This window comes from Caballeronia sp. Sq4a (assembly GCF_023170545.1).
GTDB lineage: Bacteria > Pseudomonadota > Gammaproteobacteria > Burkholderiales > Burkholderiaceae > Caballeronia.
Map to the genome: position 1 here is coordinate 650,764 of NZ_CP084251.1, position 20,904 is coordinate 671,667.

A 20,904-nucleotide genomic window follows, 5' to 3' on the forward strand; every position below is an offset into this window, starting at 1 on the left:
AACGGGAGAAAGACAATCGATGGGCGATCCGTTCAACCTGCAACGCTTCGTGAGTGCGCAGGAAAGCATCATCGATGAAGCGCGCGCCGAGTTGTCGGCCGGCCGCAAACGCACGCACTGGATGTGGTTCGTGTTTCCGCAGATCGCCGGGCTCGGGCACAGCCCGATGGCGCAGCGTTACGCGATTCAGTCGCTTGCCGAGGCGCAGGCGTATCTCGCGCATCCGGTGCTGGGCGCGCGGCTCGTCGAACTGACGCGCATCGTCAATGGCGTCGAGGGGCGCAGCGTCGAGGACATTTTCGGCTATCCGGACCACATGAAATTCCATTCGTCGATGACGCTCTTCGCGCGCGCCGCGCCCGACGAGCCGGTCTTCGACGAAACGCTGCGCCGCCATTTCGACGGCCAGCCGGACGAAGCGACGCTCATGCGCCTGCGCTGATTCGGGCGACGGGCATGGCCGTTGCAACATGCGCATGTCTACTTCAACGGAGCCCGACATGAGCCGATCGCTGAAAGTCCACGACCACGTAAGCTGGAATACGCCGCAGGGCGAAACCACGGGCCGCGTGGTGCGCGTCATTTCCGAGCGCACCACGCTCGACGGTCACACGGTCAACGCGTCGAAAGACGATCCCCACTACGAAGTCGAAAGCGACAAGAGCGGCAAGCGCGCGGTCCATAAAGGCAACGCGCTCAAGCACATATCGCACTGAGTGGCGGAAGAAAGAAAAAGAGCGGCGACGCGGTTCATGCAAAAGCCCCGGGAAACGGTCAAACTGCTACCGCGCCGTCCATTGCGCCTTTTCGCAGAACCGTCTTGCCAAATCTTTTGAGGAATCGATATGAACTTGAAACTCGTGGCATCGCTCTTCGCTTCGTCGGCCATCGGCCTCGCTTCCACCTCTTCGTTCGCGCAGGTCGCGGGCGCGCAGCCGCTCGGCGTGTCCGTCCAGGTCTCGACCGCGATCATCGACGGATGGAGCGTCAAGAAGTCGATCCTGAACAAGCCTGTCGTCAATGACGAAGGCGCGCGCGTCGGCGTGATCCACGACATCATCATCGCGCCCGACCATTCGGTCTCGTTCGCGATCATCGCGGCCAATCAGTTCCTCGGCGTGTCGCACCACGACGTGGCGATTCCCATCGAGCAGTTCGACGTGAAGAACGGCAAGCTCGTGCTGCCGGGCGCGACCAAGGACGCCATCAAGGCGCTGCCCGAATTTCAGTACTCGAAGGTGAAGTCCACGCCGGCGCCGCGCGCCGACGCCGAACATCACTGACCTGGTGATTGAATGACGCAGCGGCGCGGCCGCCGCTGCATCCCTCTTACGTTCGACGGAACTCCTATGTTCAACGCGCTGCTGCTCGACAAACAGGACGACCGCACGGTTGCGTCCATTCAGTCAATCGACGAGTCGCGTTTGCCGCAGGGCGACGTGCTCGTGCGCATCGAATATTCGACACTCAATTACAAGGACGCGCTCGCGATCACGGGCAAGGGACCGGTCGTGCGCACCTTTCCGATGGTGCCCGGCATCGACTTCGCGGGCGTCGTCGAGGAGAGCACGCACGCCGATTACGAGCCGGGCGACCTCGTCGTGATGAACGGCTGGGGCGCGGGCGAAACGCATTGGGGCGGTCTCGCGCAGAAGGCGCGCGTGCCGGCCGGGCATCTGATTCCGCTCGCTGCGGGCATCACGACGCGTCAGGCGATGGCCGTCGGCACGGCCGGCTATACGGCGATGCTCTGCGTGCAGGCTTTGGAGCAGCACGGCGTCGCGCCCGGCGATGGCGACGTGCTCGTGACCGGCGCGAACGGCGGCGTCGGCAGCTTCGCGGTGGCGATTCTCGCCAAGCGCGGCTATCGCGTCTTGGCATCGACGGGCCGGCCCGAGGAAGCGGCGCGGCTTCGCGAACTCGGCGCGGCGGATATCGTCGACAGACAGACGTTGTCCGCGCCGGGCAAGCCGCTGCAGAAGGAGCGGTTCGCGGCGGCGGTGGATTGCGTCGGCAGCCACACGCTCGCCAACGTCTGCGCGAGCTTGCGATACGGCGGCGCGGTCGCCGCGTGCGGGCTCGCTCAGGGCATGGATTTTCCGGCGACGGTCGCGCCGTTCATTCTGCGCGGCGTCGCGCTGCTCGGCGTCGATAGCGTCTACGTGCCGCGCGAACGGCGCATCGCGGCGTGGAACGCGATTGCTGCGGACGTGCCCGTCGAGACCATCGAGCGCGTCGCGAGCGCCATTTCGCTCGCCGATGCGCCGGAAAGCGCGGCGAGCCTGCTGCGCGGCGAGATCAAAGGGCGCGTGATCGTGGATGTGAACGCGTGAGCGCGGCGGGGGCGGTTGGCGCCCTCAGAACGTGCTCCATCCGCTCGCATCAGCGTCAGCGGTTGCCACTTCCTTACGCACCGGCGCGGGCCGCGTTGCCTTGCGCGCGACGACCGGCGCCGGCGCCGCGACAGCCGGACCGCCCGCTTCGACGCTGAAGAACGCCATCACTTCGTTCAGCTTGCGCCCCTGTTCTTCAAGCGCCTGCGACGCGGCCGCCGCTTCCTCCACGAGCGACGCGTTCTGCTGCGTCACTTCGTCCATCTGCGTGATGGCCTGATTGATCTGCTCGATGCCGCGTCCCTGCTCCACGGACGCCGCCGCGATGTCCTCCATGATGTCGGTCACGCGCGCGACCGCCTGCGTGACTTCGCTCATCGTCGAGCCAGCTTCACCGGCGAGCGCCGAGCCGTCGCGCACCTTGTCGACCGACTCCGCGATCAGTTCCTTGATCTCCTTCGCCGCCGTCGCGGACCGCTGCGCGAGGCTGCGTACTTCGGTTGCGACGACCGCGAAGCCGCGTCCCTGTTCGCCCGCGCGCGCCGCCTCGACCGCCGCGTTGAGCGCCAGAATGTTCGTCTGAAACGCGATGCCCTCGATCATTCCGGTGATCTCCGCGATCCGCGCCGAGCTGTCGCTGATGCCCTGCATCGTCGACACGACGCGGCCGACGACATCGTTGCCCTTGCGCGCGACTTCCGACGCATTCGATGCCAGCGAGCTCGCCTGCTGCGCGTTGTCCGCGTTCTGACGGACCGTCGACGTGAGCTGCTCCATGCTGGCTGCCGTCTCCTGTAGCGACGCCGCCTGTTCTTCGGTGCGCTGGCTCAGGTCGGTATTGCCCACCGCGAGTTCCTTCGCCGCGCTGCCGACGGCACCGCCGCTTTCGCGCACCAAGCTGACCGTTTCCGTCAGGCGCGCGTTCATGTCGGCGAGCGCGCGCAGCAGATCGCCGGTTTCGTCCTTCGTCTCGGCGACGATCCGGCTGCGCAGATCGCCGCGCGCCACGGTCTGCGCGATTCCGACCGCTTCGGCAATCGGCGCGGTGATGGAACGCGTGACCGCGATGCCCGCGATCACGGCGAACAGTCCGCCGAACACGCAGAGCGCGAACAGAAAGTCGCGCTGCGCCTGATAGTTCGCCTCGAATTGACGCACCATGTCGTCGCGGCGCACCTTCGTGTAGGCCGCGTAGTCTTCGGTCGCCTTCACGAGGCGCGCGAGCAGCGGGCGGCAATCCTCGTCGAGTTTCAACACGGCCTCGTCGTGACGACCTGCGAGCGCGAGCGCTTCGATGGCGGTCGCAACCGGCCCGTACAGCGCCTCGACGCGCGTCATTTCGGCGACGAGACTGCGCGCCTTGTCGCTCGCGTCGCTTGCGGAGGCGATCATGTCCTGCAACTGCTTGAGGCGCGCCTCGACGTCCGCGTGCGCGCGCTCGACGTCGGCTTTCTCCAGTTCGACATCGGCGGGCTTCGTGACCAGCACCAAGTTGCGCGCTGCGATGGCGCGGCGGTCGACGGCGGCGCGGACCTGCGCGGCCACGTCGGCGCGCGCGTTGATGCCGTGCACGTAATGCGCGAAGCCGTCGGTCGCCGTGGACAGCGCCCGCAGCGACATGCCCGCGACCAGCACGAGCAGCACGGCGAGCAATCCGAAGCCGGCGATCAGTTTGTTTTTGATGGTGATGTTGCGGAGATTCACGCTTGGGCTCTCTCAGGTCCGGAAATTCGTTGTGTGCATGGCGCTCACGCTCTTCGGCGTGAAAAAGCACGCGCGAACGTTTGCTGACGTCGCATCGTGCGTTCATTTTTATTACGGCGCGGCGAGCGCAGGTCTGAAGGGCTGGACCGGCGAATCGTCGACGCGCTGTCCATGGAACGCCGGTCGCGCGATGGGCGATACTGACGCCTTTCCCCGCCCGATTTCCTCATGACCGATCCGCTCGATATCCGCACGCCCGAATTCGACGCCGCGTTGCGCGCGCTGCCGCCCACGCCTGCATCGTCCGCCGACGTCTCCACCGACGAGACCTACTGGGACGCCGTGCGCGCGCTGTATCGGCAGACGGATGCCGTCGTCAATCTGGAGAACGGCTACTGGGGCGCGATGGCCGAGCCGGTGAAGTCGGTGTTCCATCACTGGATCGACCGCCTGAATTACGAAACGACGACGCTCGTGCGCCCGCACTGGGGCGCGATCCACGACGGCTTGCGCGACCGCGTCGCGGCGGCGATGGGCTGCGGCATCGACGAAATCGAACTGACGCGCAACGCGACCGAGGCGCTGCTCGCGCTCATCAGCGGCTATAACCGCCTGTCGCCGGGCGACACCGTGCTGTACAGCGATCTCGACTACCCGTGCGGCAAGGACGCGATGGAATGGCTGCGCGAGCGGCGCGGCGTGACTCCGGTGCGGATCACGATTCCCGAACCGCGCGCGGGCGAGGATTTCCGCCGCGCGGTCATCGACACTTACGCTGAAGCGCTGCGCCAGCATCCGCGAACGCGGCTCGTGCTGGTTTCGCACGTCTGCTTCGCCACCGGCCTCGTGATGCCGGTCGCGGAACTGTCGGCGCTGGCGAAAGAAGCAGGCGCGGACGTGATCGCCGATGCCGCGCATTCCTGGGGCGCGCTCGATTTCGACGTGCCCGCGCTCGATGTGCCATTCGCCGCGCTGAATCTGCACAAGTGGATCGGCGCGCCGCTCGGCTGCGGCGCGATCTACATTCGCGGTGGACATCTCGACAACATCGATCCGTATCTGGGCGACCGCGCCTGGCCCGCCGACGACATCCGCTCGCGCGTGCATACCGGCTCGCCGAATTTCGCCGCGTGGCTCACGGTGCCGGCGGCGCTGGACTTGCACGCGCGCATCGGCGCACGTGCGAAGGAAGCGCGTCTGCGGGCGCTGCGCGATGCGTGGGTAAAGCCGGCGCGCGCGCTGCCGGGCGTGCGCATTCTGACGCCGGACGATCCGTCGATGGCGGTCGGCATCACCGCTTTCCGGCTCGACGGCCAGAGCGCCCGCGCGACGTGCGATGCGCTACGCGAACGCTTCGGCATCTTCACCGTGACGCGGCCGGGTCCCGACGCGGGAGACGTGGTGCGCGTGACGCCCGCGCTGTTCTCGCGGATGTCGGATGCAAAGCGGTTGGCCGAGGCGCTTGGCGTGTTGTCGCGCGAGGCGTACTAGGCGGGCGCGGTTCGCTGATTGGGATGGTGCATCGAGCCGCGCAATGAGGTCGCGTAGGCCTTCAGCGCGCGCGACGAAGGTTCTACATCTCCACAGTGACCCCGGCCCGCGCGACGCCCGCGTTGTTCTCGCGGATGTCCGATGCCGAGCGGCTCGCCAAGACGCTTGGCGTGTTGTCGAACCAAGCGAGCTAGGCGGGCGCGGCTTCGCCATCCACGGGCCTCGCGTCGACCCGCGCGATCAACATGCCCAGCCGCTCTGAACTTGGCGCTTCCCCGTCAGCGCGCGAGGCAAGCTAGGCGGGCACCGCTTCGCTGCCTGCTGATCGCGCGTCGAGCCGCGCAATCAGTTCGCCCAGCGCCTCGGAGCACGGTGCTTCAACCTTCGCGCGGGCAGCGAAGATTCGACATCTTTACCGCAACGCGGCCCGCGCTGTTCTAGCGGAGGTCGGATGCCGAGCAGCACGCCCAGGCGCAGGGTGTTGTCGCGCGAGGCAAGAAGCTAGGCAAGCTAAGCGGGCGCGGCCTCGCTGCCTGCCGATCGCGCGTCGAGACGCGCGATCAGTTCGCCCAGCGCCTCGGAGCACGGTGCTTGGACCTTCGCGCGGTCAGCGAAGGTTCGACATCTTCATCGCAACGCGGCCCGCGCTGTTATAGCGGAGGTCGGATGCCGAGCGGCAGGCCCAGGTGCTCGGGGTGTTGCCGAATAAGAAGCTAGGCGGGCGCGGCCTCGCTGCCTGCCGATCGCGCGTCGAGCCGCGCGATCAGTTCGCCCAGCGCCTCCGAGCACGGTGCTTCCACCTTCAGCGCGAGCAGCGCATCGGCGCGCGTCTTGCCGATGTTGATGGCCGCGATCGGCTTGCCGCTTTTCGCGGCCCACTCGCAGAAGCGGTAGCCGGAATAGACCATCAGCGACGAGCCGATCACGAGCATCGCGTCCGCGCCGTCGAGCGCGCTTGCCGCGTCCTGCACGATCTCGCGCGGCACGCCTTCGCCGAAGAAGACCACGTCCGGTTTGAGCAGCCCGCCGCAACGCGTGCAGCCGGGCACGTCGAAGGCGCCGAAGTCCAGGTCTTCGATCAGCGCGTCGCCGTCCGGCACCGCAGGCGCCGTGTAGCCCACGAAGTCGGGATTCGCCGCTTCGAGCAGGCGTTGCACCTCCGCCCGCTCGTGCCGCGCGCCGCAGTCCATGCAGCGCACGCGGCCGATGTTCCCGTGCAGTTCGATCACGTCCGGGTTTCCGGCGCGCGTGTGCAGTCCATCGACGTTCTGCGTCACCAGCCGATGCACGCGCGAGCGGGCCGCCAGCGCCCGCACCGCGTGATGCGCCGCGTTGGGCCGCGCGCTCGCCACCACCGGCCAGCCGATCAGGCTGCGCGCCCAATAGCGCCGCCGCGCGTAATCGGAGCCGAGAAAGTCTTTGAGGAGAATCGGCGCGCGGCCGGTACGCTGGCCTTCGCGATCGCGATAACAGGGAATGCCGGACTCGGTGCTGATGCCCGCGCCGGAAAGTACGAAGAGCCGCGGATGCCGCTCGACAAAGTCATGAAGTGAAAGCACGTGCTGTCCTTGGTGCGCAAAAAAACGCGCGGTAGTTGCCGGTGCGGTATCTTGAAAATATAAGGCTTAATGCCTACCGATGCACCGGCCTTACCACTTCGTCGATTCTGGAATTGGCTTGACCAAACGGCGGCGCGCCGATAGATTGATGCGCTGCCCCACCTTATTCGAACGAGAGACACGATGCTGACCGTCATCTGCGAAACCCCCGGCACCCTCAAGGCCGAAGAACGCGCGAAGCCGCAGCGCGCCGAGAACGAAGTGCTGCTGCGCGTGAAGCGCGTCGGCGTGTGCGGCACGGACCTGCACATCTTCACCGGGAACCAGCCGTATCTGTCGTATCCACGCGTGATGGGCCACGAGTTGTCCGGCGTGATCGAGGAAGCCGACGCCGCGAGCGGCCTCAAAGCGGGCGATACGGTCTATGTGATGCCGTATCTGTCGTGCGGCAAGTGCATTGCGTGCCGTCAGGGCAAGACCAACTGCTGCGTCAACATTCAGGTGCTCGGCGTGCATCGCGACGGCGCGTTCACGGAATACCTGAATCTGCCCGCGCAATTCGTCCATAAGGCCGAAGGCGTCACGCTCGATCAGGCGGCGATGGTCGAATTCCTCGCGATCGGCGCGCATGCCGTGCGCCGCGCCGACGTGCAGCCGGGCCAGCGCGTGCTGGTGGTCGGCACGGGACCGATCGGCATGGCGGCGATCACATTCTCGCGGCTGCGCGGCGCGAACGTCACCGCGCTGGATACGCGCGAAGACCGCCTCGCGTTCTGCAAGCGCGAACTCAAGGTGAACGCCACCGTGCAGATCGGCGAGCGCGACAAGGAGGAGTTGTCGCAACTGACGAACGGCGAGTTCTTCGACGTGGTGTTCGACGCGACCGGCAATTCGCGCGCGATGGAGCGCGGCTTCGAGTTCATCGCGCATGGCGGCAAGTACGTGCTCGTGTCGATCGTGCCGGACCGCATCTCCTTCGCCGATCCCGAGTTCCACAAGCGCGAGGCGACGCTGCTCGCGAGCCGCAATGCGACGCCCGAGGACTTCGAAACGGTGCTCGCCGCGATGCGCCGCGGCGACGTGCCGACGGATGCGCTCAACACGCATCGCATGGCGCTCAACGATGTGCCCGCGCAGTTTTCTTCGTTGCTGGACCCGAAGGCGGGCGTCGTGAAGGCGATTGTGGAGTGTTGAGGCGCTGATCTGGGCGGCTGCGCGGGTAGCGCGGCTGGCCCTGATCGTCCGCGTCGGCGCAGTTCTCGTTGTTGCTGGATCTCGAGGCGGGCGTCGTCGCATCGATTGTGAAGTGTCGTTCCGCTACTGAGGCCGCGCCGCTTGTGCGGAAGCGGACGGCGTCCACTCGATTGTGGGCCGCCGAGCCGCTATCGCGTCCGGCTTGGCGGTCGTGCCCGCGCAGTGTTCGTTGCCCTGAATCCCAATGCGGGCGTCGTCGCATCGGTCGCGCCGCTCGTGCGGAAGCGGACGGCGTCAGCTCGATTGTGGACCGCTGAGATGCTATCGCGGGCGGCCTTGGCGTTCGTGTCCGCGCATCTTCGTTGCCGCTGAATCTCAAGGCGGCCGTCGTCGCATCGATCCTGAAGTGTGGCCCGCTACTGAGGCCGCGCCGTTTGCGCTGAAACGGACGACGCCAACCCGCTCGCGGACTGCCCAGCTGCTAATGAGGCCGGCTGCGCACGTAACGCGCCCTGCCTTGAGCGTCGTGCCACGGCTCGGCGGTATCGCGCCAGATCTCATACTCGGGCGGATACAGCCCGATTTCATCGAAGATGCCGGTCGGCACTTCGATCTCCAGCACGCCATCGAACGCGAGATAGACCGGCGAACCGCACGTCGGACAGTGATGGCGGCGGCCCGTCGCGGAGCTTTGCCACGCGATGGTATCGCCGGACACCTCCACCGCGTCGCGCGCGAAAATCGCGTACACGCCGAACGGCGCGCCGTGGATGCGGCGGCACGTGATGCAGTGACACAGATTGACCTCGTTCGGCTCCGCGAACACGCGCACCCGAACCGCGCCACACGCGCAATGTCCTTCGTGAATGAAATGGCGGCTCATACATCGCTCCCGGCGTTGCCTGCTTCGCCGCATCCGCGCGACGAAGCCCGAGCGCGCTCAGGCGCTCATCGCACGAAGTATCCGCGGTTTTGCATGCACTCGCTGTACGCGCGCCAGTAGCGAACCATCGGCGGCTCGGGCGGCGGAAGCGGCGGCATCTTCATGTCGCCGCTATAGAGCGCATCCGATGCGCCGCTCGCCATGCCCGGCATCGCCGGCATGCCTGCCATGCCCGTGCCTGCGGTGCCGGACGCCGCCATTGCCGCCGACGCGCCGCGCGGCGCCGATGCGCCCGCGGCGACCGCCGCCGATGCCCCCGACGCCGCCACCGCGGCCGATGTCCCCGAAGCCGGCGACGCAGCCGATGCCGCGAGCGCGCCCGATGCGGTCGGCGGCAGCGGCGGTTCGACGGCACGCGGAGGGCTTATGGTGCGCGTGTCGGCTGTGCTCTGTTTCGGCGCGGCCTGCGACTCGCGCGCCATGTTGACCTTCGTCGTCTGATTGGCGTACGCATAGCAGGCGGCGTTGTCCACGGCCTGTTGTCCCGCGCTCTGGCTGCGGCCGGGCAAGGTCATCGGCTGCTGCGCGAGAGCGGCGCAAGAGCCGACGAGCAAGGCGATTCCCGCGAGATGTGAAGGTTTCATTGACTGCGTTCCCCGATGCGGTGTTTTTAGTCGTTGCAGTTCGCTCGCCACCGCGTCGCTCGCGCGTATGGCCGCGAGTCTGCGCCGGGCCTGCTGTCAAGGATACCGCGCTCACGCACCGCGCCACGCCAGAAGCACCGGCATCTTCCGCCAAAATCCGCACACGGCGCGCCCCGCCGCCGCGTCAGAACTTCATGCCGACGCCCACGCCGAGCACCCACGGATCGATCTTGAGCGAGCCCAGATCCGCCCCGCCCGCCGACGCGCTCGTGCGCATCCAGATCTTCTTCACGTCCGCGTTGACGAAGACGTTCTTCGCGACGTCGACATCCACGCCCGCCTGCAACGCCGGGCCGAAGCTGCTGCGCTTGATGGACACGGGCGTATCGCCGGCCTTTAGCTTGTCGTTGTAGAAGTACGTGTAGTTCAGTCCCGCGCCGACGTACGGCCGCACATGGCCCTGATGATTGAAGTGATATTGCAGCAGAACGGTCGGCGGCAACACGCCCACGCCGCCCAGTCCGCCGATGTTCGATGTCACCTGATGCCGCGACGTCGCGAGAATCAGCTCGACGCCGATTTGGTCGCGGATCATGTACGTGAAGTCGAGCTCCGGCACGATCGCGTTGTTCACATCGACGCCCAGCGAGCCGAGCGTTCCGCCCGCCGACACCTGCGGCTGAATGCTGATCGCCCGCAAGCGCACGAGCACGTCGCCCGCGTGAATGCCGGTCATCGCTGCATCGCTGGCCGGTGGTGAATCGCTCGCATGTGCCGTCCCCGCAAATATCGCTGCGCTTGCCAGCAGCATCGCCCGAAGTTTCGTTCTCATCTTTCGCTTTCCCGGTTGAAAGCCCGATTGTCCCGGCGGCCTGCGCGCGCCTCTTTGACAGCGGACAACGGATTCCGGCGCGTGCTTCTCCGGCGACGCGACACCTTGCGCATCGACAAGGAAAACGCCGGCCGGGTCCGTCGCTTGCTTTTACAGAAGCAAAGGACAGAACATTGGGAGAACGAGATGAGACCCACTTTTGGAGCAGCGGCACGACTGGCGGCGATGCTGGCGGGTGCCACGTTCGCACTGGCGGCGAACGCGCAGAATCCGACGTCGAGGCCGGAAGGCCATCCGAGCGGTCAGCAGACCACGCAGCCGAACCAGACGAAACCGAGCCGGCTGGACAACGACAGCACGCCCGCGTTTCAGGAACAGAACGTCACGCCGCCGGCCGTCGCGGCTGAGCACGCGAGCGGCGTGCTGAGAACGCAGCCGGGCAAGACGTCGGCGGGAAAAGCGCCGCCGCCGAAGCGCCCGAACGGCCTCGGCTTCGATACGGACGCGGGCAGCATGGGCAAGAAGCCCTGATCGTGCGAAGGACGCGAGCCGCGCTCACGTCGTCTTGTTCGGCCAGGGCCACGTGAGATAGCGAGACGGCTTTTGCGTCTCGTTTTTCTGCTTCGGCGCGTCCTCGCTCTTTTGCTTCGGCGCGTCCTCGCGGGCTGCATGCGCGGGCGCCGCGCTTTCGGCGATCTCGGGCAAGTCCTCGCCGAACCACGGCACTTCGGCGCGCCTCTCCTCCACATACGCGCGCCAGCCGGTCGGGTTGTCCTCGAAGAGATCGTGCTTCACGGTGTTCGCGAGCATCGGACGATTCAGCGATTCGTCGAGCAGCGCCTTCGGCCACACGAAGAACGCGCCCGATGCGCGCCGGATGAACTCGCGCGGCGACATGCGCGCATCGACGAAACCGAGCAGCGTGAAGCCCGCGAGCGCGTCGTTGCCGCGCACCGCGTCGCCGATGCTCGCGTACTCGTCGGCGCATTGGCTCAGGCAAAACACGGTCTCCAGCACATCGCCGAGATGCAGCAGCAAGGCGCGTCGTTCATAGGGTTCCTGTATCGGGGCCGCTTGGTTCGTCATGCGCGCTTTCCTTTCGGTAGGAGATGAAATGCGGACGGCGCGCATCGCATGACGCACGCCGCGTTCATCCCGATTCTAGCGAACCTCACGTTGGATTCCGACTCGCGCGTGCATTAGCGGCAGATGCGATACGGGCCCATGTCGACGTGAAAGTGCGTCTTGTGCAACGCGTTGTAGTCGGGCCCGAGCGTGGTGTCGAACGAACGGCACGCGCCGTCGTGAATGCGGCGGAGAAACACCGCGTCCGGCGACGCTGCGTCGTCGTCCCAGCGCGCGAGCGTGATGCGCCGACCGTTTGCGAGCACGAAGCCGGTCAGGTCGATGGCGTTCGCGCTCGCATGCTGACTCAGCCCCGCGTCCTTCTGATGATTCACGTTGCGGCACGCGTAGCTGCCGACATGCTCGATGCGCGTCACGCGCTCGCCGAAGACGTCGATGGCGGCGGGCTGAACATACTGATGCTCGAAGAACGCGATGCCGAGCGCGAGCGGACACGTCGCGAGAAACGGCGCGCTGAAGCGCACGTCGTCCGATTGCGTGACGCGCACGACGTCCTTCAGTTCGCAGCCGCCCGGCCCGGACGTGTCCGCGATCGGCCGATATTGAAGGCCCGATTGCGTGAGCGCGGCATCGCAGAGTTGCGGGTCGTGGGTCGTGCGCCAGAGCTTGAAATCGGTCAGCGGGCCGGGCGGCGCGCGCACGTCGAGCGGCGCGAACGGATCGTAGCGTTCCGGCACGGCGATGCGTCGCGTGTACACGCCGTACGCCAGCACCAGCGCCGCGACGAACGCGAGCAGCAACAGCCAGCGGATGATTCGCCCGATCACCCTGCTCTCCGCATTCCGGCGCGCTTGCCGTCAGCCCGCGGGATGCGCGGCGTCCGTTGCGCTGGCCTGCACGCGCTCGGCGAGCTTCGCGTCGTAGCTCGAATGGATATGCGTGCGCTTCTTGTCCGGATACGCGTACGAATAAGCCTTGCGCAACGCGAGCGACGCTTCGTGGAAGCCAGAGAGAATGAGCTTTTGCTTGTTCGGATAGTTCGCGATATCGCCGACCGCGAAAATGCCCGGCCGCGACGATTCGTAGTTCGACGTATCGACTTCGATGCGGCCGCCGCGCACATCGAGATTCCAGCCGGCGATCGGCCCGAGATCCGCGACGAGTCCATACAGCACGATGAGCTTGTCCGCCGCGATATCCGTCGCGCCTTCCACGTGCTTGATGCGCACGCCGCGCAGCGCGCCATCGGGCGCGTCGAGCGAATCGATCATGCCGACGACGAAGCTCATCTCGCCCGCCTCGACCTTCGCCTTCATCGCCGCGACGGAGGCCGCTGCCGCCGAAAAGCCGTTGCGCCGATGCACGAGCGTCAGCTTGCGCGCGACGCCCGCGAGCGCGTTCGCCCAATCCAGCGCCGAATCGCCGCCGCCCGCGATCACGACCTCGCGGTCCTGAAAATCCGCGATACGCGCGACGCTGTAGAGCACGTCGCGCCCTTCGAGCGCCGCCGCTTCCGGCAATTGCAAACGCTGCGGGACGAACGCGCCGTTGCCCGCCGCGATCAAGATGGCGGCGACATCGAAAGTCATGCCTTGTTCCGTGCGCACCGTCCAGCGGTGATCGTCGCGCTGTTCGACGGACTGCACGCGCTGGTCCAGATGAATCGGCACGTCGAACGGGCGGATCTGCGTGAGGAGCCGGTCGACCAGATCTCGCGCGGTGCACGAGGGAATGGCGGGGATGTCGTAGATCGGCTTGTCGGGATACAGCTCGATGCATTGGCCGCCGATGCGCCCCAGCGCATCCACGATATGACACGACAGCCCGAGGACGCCCGCCTCGAACGCGGCGAACAGGCCCACGGGCCCGGCGCCGATGATCAATACATCCGTCTGAATGGTGCTGCTCGATGCGTTCATGTAGTCGTCTTCCGTTGTGCCGGCTGTCCTGCGTTGCCAGCATTCAACGGTCCACGATACAGAAAGCATCCGGGCGCGGCAACGAAGCCCCTGCGCCCAGGGCGGCGATTCCGCGCGGCCGCCTACTGCTTGTTCAACTCGCGCGCGTAGTACGCGGACGCGGCATCGATCTCTTCCGGCGTCATGTTGCGCGCGACGTTGCGCATGACTTCGTTGATGTCGTTGGTGCGCGTGCCTTTCGCGAACGCGATCAGTTGCGCCTTCGTGTACGCCGCCGGCAAGCCGTCGATCCACGGACTGCCCGCCTTGTTGTCGATACCGCCGTGACACGCGGCGCACGGCGCGACGTTGCGCATCGGCGCGCCGTGGGAGACGATGCCCGGCGCGAGCGAATCGCTGACCTTGCGCTGCGCGGGCGGCCTCGGCAGGCTCGCATAGTAGGCGGCGAGATCGCGCATGTCCTGATCGCTCAGGTTCACGGCCATCGGCGACATCACGGCATTGGTGCGCGCGCCGGTCTGAAAGTCCACCAACTGCTTGTAGATGACCGACGCATACTGCCCCGCGAGATTCGGCGAATTCGCCTGGCTCATGCCGCGTTCGCCGTGACACATCGTGCAGCGCAAGGCGAGTGTCGCGCCGCGCCCGATGGAGTTCGCGCTCGCGTGCGCGAGCAGTTGCGGCGTGACTTCGACGGCGGACAGCCTGCTTGTCGGCTGGACGGTCGTGTCGCCGCTGTGCCACACGCGCGGCACGCCCGCCGCGCTGCAGATGGCGTTCCACACGCCGGTGAACGAGGCGTCGCGCTGCGCGGACGGCAGCCACACGAAGCCGATCAGCGCCGATACCACCGCGACGCCGACCGTGGCGAAAACGCTCGTCGCGAACCAGCGGTTGCGCAAGGTGAAGAGACGTTCGTCGCTCATCGCTGCGCTCCGATCGGAACGGCCGGCACCGACGTATCGGAGCGCGCCACGAGCTGCGCAATCGGATAGCCGTAGTTGACGAGCGTGAGGCCGATCATCAGCGCGATCCACAGCCCGAAGCTGTTCAGCGCGACCGGAACGGTGCGCGGCTCGTGCACCGCGCGGCTAAAGCGGAACTCTTCGACACTCACGCGCGGCGCGCCGTGCGCCCGTATCAGCACGACAAAGAACAGAATGGCGGACACGACCAGAATGAACCCGCCGATGGTCGATGTCACGACGGAGGCCGCCTGCGCCGCGATCTGCGGATCGCTGTAATCGTAGAACGCCATGCGTCGCGGCATGCCGAGCACGCCGACGTAATGCCACGGGAACGTCAGCACGATCATGCCGATGAACCACAGCCACAACTGCCAGCGCATGAGCTTTACGTCACGCAGCGCGCGGCCGGTGAGATGCGGCCACAGGTCATAAGCGATCGCGAAGTACATGATGACGATCGCGCCCGCGAAAATCAGATGGAAATGGCCCGTGACCCATTGCGTGTTATGGACGGTCGAATCCAGTTGATAGCTCATGTTGATGATGCCGCCCGCCCCGCCGAAGCCGAGCATCACGAACGAAAACGCGACGGCGAGCATCATCGGGTTGTCCCACGGCAGCGCGCGAATCCAGCCGAGCGCGCCGCGGCCGCCGCGCAGTCGCGCCGCGATCTCCACCGACGCGCAGATGGTGAACACGGTCAGAAGCGTCGGCACGGCGACGAGCGCGGTGAACACCGAATGCATGAACTTGAAGCCCGAGCCCACTTGCGGATCGGCGAACAAATGGTGAATGCCGATCGGCATCGACACCACGAGGAACAGGATGAACGAGATACGCGCCATCGCGTCGCTATACAGACGCCCGCCGATGGCGCGCGGGATGATCGTGTAATACGCGATGTACGCGGGCATCAGCCAGAAGTAGACGATGGCGTGCAGCGTCCACGAGAAGAACACGCGGGCGAGACCCGCGTCGATGGTGCTCTTCCAGCCGATCGCCACCGGCAGGATCATGAACAGCACTTCGATGGCCGCGCCGACTGCCGTCCAGCCCCACAGATACGCGCCCGCGACGGTGGCGAACATCGGCAGCGGCACGGTCTTGCCGGGGTTGTCGCGCTTCCACGCGTGCAGGTTCACCGACATCAGCGCGACCCAGATCCACGATCCGACCACCACCAGCACCACGCCGAGATAGTAGAACGCGTTGCCGATCATCGGCGGATAGAAAGTGTAGAGCACGGAGGCCAGGCCCATCGCGACCGGGATCATCGCCATGACGGAGCCGACGGCGACCAGCCAGAAGCCGAGCCATGCCCAGCGCGCGCCCACGAGCGCGCGCTTGAGCGCGAGCTCGCTCACCGCGTAGCCGAAGCCCATCGCGATGAGCGTCGGGAACACGTAGCCCATCGCGGAGCCGTGCGCCGTCACGGACCGGTAATAGATCTCGGGATTTTGCAGTCCGATGAAGAGCGGACTGCGCGCGAACATCTGCCAGGCGCCGAGCAACAGCGCGACGCCGAAGGCCGCGAACGCGAGCCAGAAGTGCGCGAGGATAAGGCGCTTGCTATTTAACACAGGACAGTCTCCGCGAATGGGCCGGCAGCTTGTCGGCCATCTGCATGAATTCGGCGCGATCGATCACCTTCACATGCGCCCACATGCCGTGATGCCCGACGCCGCAGAACTCGTGGCACGGCATCAGATGGTCGCCGGGTTCGTCGAACGTGGTCTTGAAGGTCGAGACATAGCCCGGCTCCAGCATCGAGTTGATATTGGTCTTCGTGATCAGAAAGCCATGCACGACATCCGAACTCGTCGCGCGGAACGTGACCGGCACGCCTGCCGGCACGAGCAGGCATTGCGGCGTGAACGAGTACTGCTGCGCGACGACGCGCACCGTCACCGAGCCGTCGGCCTCGGGCGCCGTGCCCAGATTGCTTTCGACGAATTCGCCCGACACGTGCAGCGTCTCCGGCCGCACAGTCTCGACGCGCGAGGGCGGCATCATCGCCCAGTGCAGGCCGGTGTAGACCACCATCGCGACCAGCACGGCGACGATGGCGAGCACGAGCATCGCCCAGCGTTTCTCGACGCGCTCCGCGACTTCATGTGAACCTGGATGGATGGCCATATATCGCTGCTGTATCGATCAATGAGTGGACCAATGAGTCACTGGATCACGCCGCGAGGCAGGAACACGGCGAAGTAAAAGACAAACCAGATGCCGATGACAATGGCCGTCGCGATGCCCGCGAGCGCGAGCGCCCCGCCCGGCCCGCTGCGCACGATTTCGTCGAGTCTGGCGTCTTCGTTCGGATCGTCGTTCATGGTCGTGTCGAGACTAGTAAAGGGGTGCCGAGCGCAGTTCGTTGACTTCCTTCACGGAGACCGGCGTGCCGTTATTGCCCCACGTCGTGCGGATATACGTGACCACCGCCGCTACCTCCACGTCCGACAGCGACTGCGCGAACGGCGGCATGCCATAGGGCTTCGGATTCTTGAACGTGCCGGGCGGATAGCCGCCGTTGAGCACCATGCGAATGGGGTTGACCGCGGAGCTCATCACGATCGACTGGTTGTTCGCGAGCGGCGGAAAATGCGGCGGCTTTCCCTGACCTTCCGCGGCGTGACAGACAGCGCATTCCGCGTCGTAGATCTTCTTGCCGAGCGGCGAGAGACTCGTGCGCTGCTCGACCACGGCCTGCGTCGGCGGCTCCGACTTGTCGCCGGTGCGCGCGGGCAGCGCCTTGAGATAGACGGCCATCGCGCGCACGTCGTCTTCGTTCAGATATTGCAGGCTGTCGTAGACGACCTCGGCCATCGGGCCGTACACCGCGCCGCGATCCGAGACGCCCGCGTGCAGCATGCCGACGATGTCGTCCATGCTCCAGTTGCCGAGACCTGCTTCCTTGTTCGACGTGAGCGACGGCGCGTACCAGTTCTGAATCGGAATGAGGCCGCCCTCGAACGCCTTGGAACTCACGTTGCCGCCGAGCGCGTTGATCGCGGTATGGCACATCGAGCAATGCCCGAGACCTTCGACCAGATACGCGCCGCGATTCCATTCGACGGACTGCTTCAGATCGGGCTGATACTCGCCTTGCTTGAAAAATAGCGACCGCCAGCCGATCAGCAGTTCGCGCCGGTTGAACGGGAAACGCAATTCATGCTGACGGTTCGGCTGATGCACGGGCGGCGTGGACATCAGGAATGCGTAGATGGCATCCGAATCGGCGCGCGTGACTTTTGTGTACGACGCGAAAGGCATGGCCGGATAGAGCAGCGAGCCGTCGCGCGAGCGGCCCGTGTGCATCATGTTGTAGAACTCGTCGGCGGTCCAGGAACCCAGGCCCGTCTCCTTGTCCGACGAGATATTCGGCGTGTAGAGCGTGCCGAACGGCGTGTCCATCGGACGGCCGCCGCCGAAGGTCTTGCCCGCCGGCAGCGTGTGACACGCGATGCAATCGCCCGCGCGCGCCAGATACTCGCCGCGCTTGACCGTGTCGGCATCGGCGGTCTTCGCCTGCGCGAGCGCGTTGCCGGCCGGCACGGCGCACGCCGCGAAGAAGACCGCTACGGCAAGCGCCCCAAGTTGTCTGAAACGAAGCACGTCGGCCCTCTCTAGTGTTGGACGCTGCCGCACGCGAGCGGCATCTTCAGCGAGCCGGCGGCGACGGGCGTCGGATTCGCCGGCGCGGGCAGCGAAGCCAGATAGGCGGAGATAGCGGTGATGTCCCGCTCGCTCAGAAGCTGGGCGACCTGCCGCATACAGTCCGGCGCGACGGTCGAACGCGTGCCGTAACGCCATGCGCCGAGTTGCGCGCTGATGTAGTCGGCATGCAGGCCGAGCAGCCCGGGGATCGCCGGCTCCATGCCGGTCATCGACGCACCGTGACAACTGACGCACGCCGGGACCTTGCCCGACGCATCGCCCTTCATGACGAGCGTCTTGCCGAGATCGAGCGTCTTTGCATCGACGGTGACGGCGGACGGCGGCGGGAACGGCGGGCGCTCGGCGGCGAAATAATCGGCGATCTGTTTCAGATACGCGTCGGGCAAGTACGCAAGCAGGTAGTTCATCGGCGGATACTTGCGCCGGCCGTCGCGAAACGCGAGCAATTGGTTGTACAGATAACCGGCGGGCTTGCCGGAAAGGCGCGGGAAGTAATCGTTGTCCGTGCCCTCGCCGTGCGCGCCGTGGCACGCGGCGCAACCCATGACGCGCGCCTGCATGGTGTCGGGCGCGCGTTCGAGAGGCGCGTCCGCGGCGCATGCGTCGAAGCCGCAAAACGTGAAGAGCGCCGAAATCAGCAACAAGGCGCTGCGCTGAGCCACGTTTCCCACGTATCCCCCGTTTCAGGTTGCCGTTTTCGTTTGGACGCGCGGCCGGTCGCATGCAACGGGTTGCATGCGATAGACGGCGACGCTGTTCTTCAAAGCTGAAGGTCTTGCCGGTGGCGGGCTGTGCTTGGCTCTTCAGATGGTAGGAGACGCGCTTCGTTTTCTCCAGCCCTCAGATTGTCTCAATACATGCGATCGCTGCGCGTGACAAGACAACGCAAAACTTTGCGTTTGATCAAAGGCGCGCATTATTTCGAGATGCTCAACCAAGCGGTTGACGGTCTCTGTGGTGCTTATGGATTGGCTCTGCGGAGAGGGCGATTTGTTTTCGAGATTCGCACTCTTTATTTGAGCCCGAGGCGTCGTGCGAGCCGGTTCAGGTTCGCCCGGTCGATGCCCAACTCGCGCGCCGTCGATGCCCAGTTCTGCTGATTGCGCGCGAGCGCATCGAGAACCAGCGTGCGCTCGTATGCCGTGACCGCTTCGCGCAAGCCGACAGCGGCGGGCGCATCCGATGCGAGCGGTGCGGGCGGCGCGACGCTCGCCGTATCGCCGATGCCGAAGTCCGCAGCGGAGAGCGTCAGGATGCGCGGCCGTTCGCGATGCCCCGCGAGCGCCTTCAACGCGCTTCGCCCGATGAGGTGCTCCAGTTCGCGCACGTTGCCCGGCCAACGGTAGGCAAGCAGCGCGGCCTGCGCATCGGCGGAAAGTCGCAGGCCCGACAGGCCGAGCCGCGACCGGTTCTCCTCCAGAAAGTAGCCAGCGAGCAGCAAGATGTCGCGACCACGCGCGCGCAGCGGCGGCACGACGAGCGGATACACCGACAGGCGGTGATACAGGTCCGCGCGAAAGCGTCCGCCGCGCACTTCTTCGGCCAGATCGCGGTTCGTTGCAGCGATCAGCCGCACATCCACGCGATGCTCGCTGTCCGAGCCGATGCGCTGCAACTGGCCGTTCTGCAACACGCGCAGCAGCTTGGCCTGCACGGCAAGCGGCAGTTCGCCGACTTCATCGAGGAAGAGCGTGCCGCCGTCCGCCAGTTCGAACTTGCCGCGCCGGTCCGACGACGCGCCCGAGAACGCCCCGCGCACATGTCCGAAGAGTTCGCTTTCGACGAGCGTATCCGGCAGCGCCGCGCAGTTGAGGCTCACGAGCGGTTTGTCCGCGCGGGGCGAACGCGCGTGAATCTCGGAGGCGACGAGTTCCTTGCCGACGCCCGTTTCGCCGGTAATCAGCACGGTCAGGTCGCTCGACGCCACGATCCCGATCTCTTCCAGCAAATGCTTCTGCGGCGCGCTGCTGCCGATCATCTCGCGGCGGCGCGGGCCGCTCGCCTGCCGATACACCTCGGCGCGCTGGCGTTCCGCCTCGCTCGTGCGCGCCAGTCGGTCGATGCGCTCGGCGACGCTCACGGTCGCCGCCGTCAGACTCAGAAAGGCCTGGAGCGAAGCCATGTCGATGCCGTCGAAACGCGCGGGATCGAGCGCATCGAGCGTCAGCACGCCCCACGGACGTCCGCCGATGAAAAGCGGGCTGCCGAGGCAGTCGTGCACTTCTAAGTGTGCGCCCGCGTGCTTGACGAGGCCGTCGTACGGGTCGGGGAGACTCGAATGCGCGGGAAAGCGCGTCGGCTCGGGGCGCGCCAGAATGCGCGCGAATCGCGGATGGTCTCGCACGAGGAAGCGCCGGCCGAGCGTATCGCTCGATAGCCCGTCGATGGCGAGCGGCACCAGCGTTTCGCCATCGAGCCGCAACAGCGCAGCGGCGTCGCTCGGGAAAAGCGCGCGCAGCGTGCTCAGCAGCCGGCGATAGCGCTCGCTCTCCGGGATGTCCTGCGACAGGTCTTCGATTAGCGGAACAAGGGCATCCAGGACGACGCGTGAAGTCATTGCGACTACATCGGCAGTCTTTTGGACTAGAGTCGAAGTGACCATCTTTCCCCGCA

22 protein-coding genes and 1 pseudogene are annotated in these 20,904 nt (G+C 66.1%); 8 read left to right on the top strand and 15 right to left on the bottom strand.

Going from position 1 to position 20,904, the window contains the following annotated elements; translation table 11 throughout:
• Positions 1 to 19: 19 nt before the first annotated feature.
• The 4 genes from LDZ24_RS16925 (at position 20) to LDZ24_RS16940 (ending at position 2,333) form a co-directional block, all read left to right on the top strand.
• Positions 20 to 442 carry a DUF1810 domain-containing protein gene (locus LDZ24_RS16925; RefSeq protein ID WP_248322407.1) on the top strand — a complete coding sequence of 141 codons (423 nt, stop codon included), beginning with the start codon at positions 20 to 22 and terminating at the stop codon, positions 440 to 442.
• A 58-nt stretch (positions 443 to 500) separates the two neighbouring features.
• The gene (locus LDZ24_RS16930; RefSeq protein ID WP_159833678.1) at positions 501 to 716 is read left to right on the top strand and encodes a DUF2945 domain-containing protein; all 216 of its coding nucleotides are present in this window, start codon (positions 501 to 503) and stop codon (positions 714 to 716) included.
• 129 nt (positions 717 to 845) lie between these two features.
• On the top strand, positions 846 to 1,283 hold the full coding sequence (locus tag LDZ24_RS16935; protein ID WP_248322408.1) for a PRC-barrel domain-containing protein: 438 nt from the start codon (positions 846 to 848) through the stop codon (positions 1,281 to 1,283).
• Positions 1,284 to 1,349: 66 nt separating this feature from the next.
• Positions 1,350 to 2,333, top strand: coding sequence for an MDR family oxidoreductase (locus LDZ24_RS16940; RefSeq protein ID WP_248322409.1), 984 nt, complete (start codon positions 1,350 to 1,352; stop codon positions 2,331 to 2,333).
• A 24-nt stretch (positions 2,334 to 2,357) separates the two neighbouring features.
• On the opposite strand, the gene LDZ24_RS16945 is transcribed toward LDZ24_RS16940, so the two are convergent.
• The gene (locus tag LDZ24_RS16945; protein WP_248322410.1) at positions 2,358 to 4,037 is read right to left on the bottom strand and encodes a methyl-accepting chemotaxis protein; all 1,680 of its coding nucleotides are present in this window, start codon (positions 4,035 to 4,037) and stop codon (positions 2,358 to 2,360) included.
• 37 nt (positions 4,038 to 4,074) lie between these two features.
• Here LDZ24_RS16945 and LDZ24_RS16950 point away from each other — a divergent pair, with 37 nt between their 5' ends.
• Entirely contained in the window at positions 4,075 to 4,269 is a 195-nt protein-coding gene (locus tag LDZ24_RS16950) for a hypothetical protein (RefSeq protein ID WP_248322411.1), read from the top strand.
• Complete coding sequence (locus LDZ24_RS16955; RefSeq protein ID WP_248322412.1) at positions 4,266 to 5,528, top strand: aminotransferase class V-fold PLP-dependent enzyme; 1,263 nt, start codon at positions 4,266 to 4,268, stop codon at positions 5,526 to 5,528. The genes LDZ24_RS16950 and LDZ24_RS16955 overlap by 4 nt, the downstream gene beginning before the upstream one ends.
• A 713-nt stretch (positions 5,529 to 6,241) precedes the next feature.
• On the opposite strand, the pseudogene LDZ24_RS16960 reads toward LDZ24_RS16955, so the two are convergent.
• Positions 6,242 to 7,090: pseudogene (locus LDZ24_RS16960) on the bottom strand (NAD-dependent protein deacetylase); the annotation flags it as partial.
• Positions 7,091 to 7,270: 180 nt separating this feature from the next.
• Between LDZ24_RS16960 and LDZ24_RS16965 the strand changes: the two are divergent.
• Complete coding sequence (locus LDZ24_RS16965; protein ID WP_206468337.1) at positions 7,271 to 8,281, top strand: zinc-binding alcohol dehydrogenase family protein; 1,011 nt, start codon at positions 7,271 to 7,273, stop codon at positions 8,279 to 8,281.
• Between the two features lie 481 nt (positions 8,282 to 8,762).
• Here LDZ24_RS16965 and LDZ24_RS16970 read toward each other — a convergent pair whose 3' ends face one another.
• From LDZ24_RS16970 to LDZ24_RS16980, 3 genes are all read right to left on the bottom strand, one after another.
• Positions 8,763 to 9,164 carry a GFA family protein gene (locus LDZ24_RS16970; protein ID WP_248322414.1) on the bottom strand — a complete coding sequence of 134 codons (402 nt, stop codon included), beginning with the start codon at positions 9,162 to 9,164 and terminating at the stop codon, positions 8,763 to 8,765.
• A gap of 65 nt (positions 9,165 to 9,229) precedes the next feature.
• Positions 9,230 to 9,808, bottom strand: coding sequence for a hypothetical protein (locus LDZ24_RS16975; protein WP_248322415.1), 579 nt, complete (start codon positions 9,806 to 9,808; stop codon positions 9,230 to 9,232).
• 184 nt (positions 9,809 to 9,992) lie between these two features.
• On the bottom strand, positions 9,993 to 10,640 hold the full coding sequence (locus LDZ24_RS16980) for an OmpW family protein (RefSeq protein WP_248322416.1): 648 nt from the start codon (positions 10,638 to 10,640) through the stop codon (positions 9,993 to 9,995).
• 186 nt (positions 10,641 to 10,826) lie between these two features.
• Between LDZ24_RS16980 and LDZ24_RS16985 the strand changes: the two genes are divergently transcribed.
• The gene (locus tag LDZ24_RS16985; RefSeq protein ID WP_248322417.1) at positions 10,827 to 11,171 is read left to right on the top strand and encodes a hypothetical protein; all 345 of its coding nucleotides are present in this window, start codon (positions 10,827 to 10,829) and stop codon (positions 11,169 to 11,171) included.
• 24 nt (positions 11,172 to 11,195) lie between these two features.
• Here LDZ24_RS16985 and LDZ24_RS16990 read toward each other — a convergent pair whose 3' ends face one another.
• The 10 genes from LDZ24_RS16990 to norR all read right to left on the bottom strand — a co-directional run bounded on the left by LDZ24_RS16990 (position 11,196) and on the right by norR (position 20,893).
• Positions 11,196 to 11,726, bottom strand: coding sequence for a hypothetical protein (locus tag LDZ24_RS16990; RefSeq protein WP_248322418.1), 531 nt, complete (start codon positions 11,724 to 11,726; stop codon positions 11,196 to 11,198).
• A 113-nt stretch (positions 11,727 to 11,839) separates the two neighbouring features.
• Complete coding sequence (locus LDZ24_RS16995) at positions 11,840 to 12,553, bottom strand: extensin family protein (RefSeq protein WP_248322419.1); 714 nt, start codon at positions 12,551 to 12,553, stop codon at positions 11,840 to 11,842.
• A 30-nt stretch (positions 12,554 to 12,583) separates the two neighbouring features.
• A complete protein-coding gene (locus LDZ24_RS17000; protein ID WP_248322420.1) occupies positions 12,584 to 13,645 on the bottom strand; it encodes an NAD(P)/FAD-dependent oxidoreductase in 1,062 nt (353 codons plus the stop codon).
• A 122-nt stretch (positions 13,646 to 13,767) separates the two neighbouring features.
• The gene (locus LDZ24_RS17005) at positions 13,768 to 14,571 is read right to left on the bottom strand and encodes a cytochrome c (RefSeq protein ID WP_248322421.1); all 804 of its coding nucleotides are present in this window, start codon (positions 14,569 to 14,571) and stop codon (positions 13,768 to 13,770) included.
• Entirely contained in the window at positions 14,568 to 16,193 is a 1,626-nt protein-coding gene (locus LDZ24_RS17010; RefSeq protein WP_248322422.1) for a b(o/a)3-type cytochrome-c oxidase subunit 1, read from the bottom strand. Before LDZ24_RS17010 ends, LDZ24_RS17005 begins: the two co-directional genes overlap by 4 nt.
• Positions 16,183 to 16,749 (bottom strand): cytochrome C oxidase subunit II, encoded by a 567-nt coding sequence (locus LDZ24_RS17015; protein ID WP_175941646.1) that lies wholly within the window; start codon positions 16,747 to 16,749, stop codon positions 16,183 to 16,185. The genes LDZ24_RS17010 and LDZ24_RS17015 overlap by 11 nt, the downstream gene beginning before the upstream one ends.
• Positions 16,750 to 16,787: 38 nt before the next feature.
• Positions 16,788 to 16,946 (bottom strand): hypothetical protein, encoded by a 159-nt coding sequence (locus LDZ24_RS17020; RefSeq protein ID WP_175941648.1) that lies wholly within the window; start codon positions 16,944 to 16,946, stop codon positions 16,788 to 16,790.
• A 13-nt stretch (positions 16,947 to 16,959) separates the two neighbouring features.
• Positions 16,960 to 18,228 (bottom strand): cytochrome c, encoded by a 1,269-nt coding sequence (locus LDZ24_RS17025; protein WP_371747425.1) that lies wholly within the window; start codon positions 18,226 to 18,228, stop codon positions 16,960 to 16,962.
• 11 nt (positions 18,229 to 18,239) lie between these two features.
• A complete protein-coding gene (locus LDZ24_RS17030; RefSeq protein ID WP_175942426.1) occupies positions 18,240 to 18,851 on the bottom strand; it encodes a c-type cytochrome in 612 nt (203 codons plus the stop codon).
• A 452-nt stretch (positions 18,852 to 19,303) separates the two neighbouring features.
• Positions 19,304 to 20,893, bottom strand: a complete 1,590-nt coding sequence (gene norR, locus LDZ24_RS17035) for a nitric oxide reductase transcriptional regulator NorR (protein WP_248322423.1) — start codon at positions 20,891 to 20,893, stop codon at positions 19,304 to 19,306.
• Between the last annotated feature and the right edge of the window lie 11 nt (positions 20,894 to 20,904).

Bases quoted from the DNA above. Each gene is read 5' to 3' on its own strand.
- LDZ24_RS16925 (WP_248322407.1), top strand. From the start codon at position 20: ATGGGCGATCCGTTCAACCTGCAACGCTTCGTGAGTGCGCAGGAAAGC.
- LDZ24_RS16930 (WP_159833678.1), top strand. From the start codon at position 501: ATGAGCCGATCGCTGAAAGTCCACGACCACGTAAGCTGGAATACGCCG.
- LDZ24_RS16935 (WP_248322408.1), top strand. From the start codon at position 846: ATGAACTTGAAACTCGTGGCATCGCTCTTCGCTTCGTCGGCCATCGGC.
- LDZ24_RS16940 (WP_248322409.1), top strand. From the start codon at position 1,350: ATGTTCAACGCGCTGCTGCTCGACAAACAGGACGACCGCACGGTTGCG.
- LDZ24_RS16950 (WP_248322411.1), top strand. From the start codon at position 4,075: ATGGCGCTCACGCTCTTCGGCGTGAAAAAGCACGCGCGAACGTTTGCT.
- LDZ24_RS16955 (WP_248322412.1), top strand. From the start codon at position 4,266: ATGACCGATCCGCTCGATATCCGCACGCCCGAATTCGACGCCGCGTTG.
- LDZ24_RS16965 (WP_206468337.1), top strand. From the start codon at position 7,271: ATGCTGACCGTCATCTGCGAAACCCCCGGCACCCTCAAGGCCGAAGAA.
- LDZ24_RS16970 (WP_248322414.1), bottom strand. From the start codon at position 9,164: ATGAGCCGCCATTTCATTCACGAAGGACATTGCGCGTGTGGCGCGGTT.
- LDZ24_RS16975 (WP_248322415.1), bottom strand. From the start codon at position 9,808: ATGAAACCTTCACATCTCGCGGGAATCGCCTTGCTCGTCGGCTCTTGC.
- LDZ24_RS16980 (WP_248322416.1), bottom strand. From the start codon at position 10,640: ATGAGAACGAAACTTCGGGCGATGCTGCTGGCAAGCGCAGCGATATTT.
- LDZ24_RS16985 (WP_248322417.1), top strand. From the start codon at position 10,827: ATGAGACCCACTTTTGGAGCAGCGGCACGACTGGCGGCGATGCTGGCG.
- LDZ24_RS16990 (WP_248322418.1), bottom strand. From the start codon at position 11,726: ATGACGAACCAAGCGGCCCCGATACAGGAACCCTATGAACGACGCGCC.
- LDZ24_RS17000 (WP_248322420.1), bottom strand. From the start codon at position 13,645: ATGAACGCATCGAGCAGCACCATTCAGACGGATGTATTGATCATCGGC.
- LDZ24_RS17005 (WP_248322421.1), bottom strand. From the start codon at position 14,571: ATGAGCGACGAACGTCTCTTCACCTTGCGCAACCGCTGGTTCGCGACG.
- LDZ24_RS17015 (WP_175941646.1), bottom strand. From the start codon at position 16,749: ATGGCCATCCATCCAGGTTCACATGAAGTCGCGGAGCGCGTCGAGAAA.
- LDZ24_RS17020 (WP_175941648.1), bottom strand. From the start codon at position 16,946: ATGAACGACGATCCGAACGAAGACGCCAGACTCGACGAAATCGTGCGC.
- LDZ24_RS17030 (WP_175942426.1), bottom strand. From the start codon at position 18,851: ATGCAGGCGCGCGTCATGGGTTGCGCCGCGTGCCACGGCGCGCACGGC.
- norR (WP_248322423.1), bottom strand. From the start codon at position 20,893: ATGGTCACTTCGACTCTAGTCCAAAAGACTGCCGATGTAGTCGCAATG.